Below are 700 nucleotides of genomic sequence, written 5' to 3'. Positions count from 1 at the left end.
TGACGCCGCCGACGATGCGCCCGGACGAGCATCCCGACCAGACGGCTCTTGACGACGCGTCTGAGACGAGCGACGACCGCGACGGCTTCGAGGACCTGCTGGCCGACTGGACGCCCGGACGGACGGACGCAAAGCGACAGGAGCAACGTGACGCCGGTCGCGCGGCGCTCCGCGTCCTTCGGGACGATGGTCGGATGACGCGCTCGGATTTTGAGGACGAACTTCTGCCCGCGTTCGCCGTCGAGGACCAGAGCAAAGAGACGTGGTGGCGGAAGTCGGTGCGCCCGGCGCTCCGGCTCGCGGTCGATGACGGCCGCGCAGTCCATCATCACGGACCTCCACACGAATACGAATGGGTCTAGAGGGCGGGTCTCCCTGCCCTAACCCTTGGGGTTAGGGCCGCGGAACACGGTTGCAGACAGGTTCAAAGCTTCTCGCCGGCGATTTCTATGCTCGGAGTCGGCGGTGTACCGGCCGGTAAACCGTATGTCGGTATAGCAATCCGAGTCGGGTCGGCTGGCACCGTCGTCAGCAAGGGCGGTCCGCGGACCGATAGCTCTCGGGAGTTAATTCCATAGCCCAAGAACGCAACAAGAACGCAACAAGAGACCCACCAACCGCTAATCGAACCACCAACACAACGCATTCGTGTTAGGGTGTTGAACCTAACCGGGAGCCGGTCGGCGGGGGAGAACCCCCG

The 700-nt window shown here is 64.1% G+C and carries 1 pseudogene; it reads left to right on the top strand.

The window, feature by feature from the left end:
• Positions 1-362, top strand: a pseudogene (locus tag C458_RS03710) (hypothetical protein); the annotation flags it as partial.
• Positions 363-700: the final 338 nt, after the last annotated feature.

Origin of the sequence: Haloferax sp. ATCC BAA-644, assembly GCF_000336975.1 — an archaeon.
In the GTDB taxonomy this organism is placed as follows: Archaea; Halobacteriota; Halobacteria; order Halobacteriales; family Haloferacaceae; genus Haloferax; species Haloferax volcanii.
Note: the sequence above shows the minus strand (reverse complement) of the source record. Positions and strands in the feature narration are given on the sequence as shown.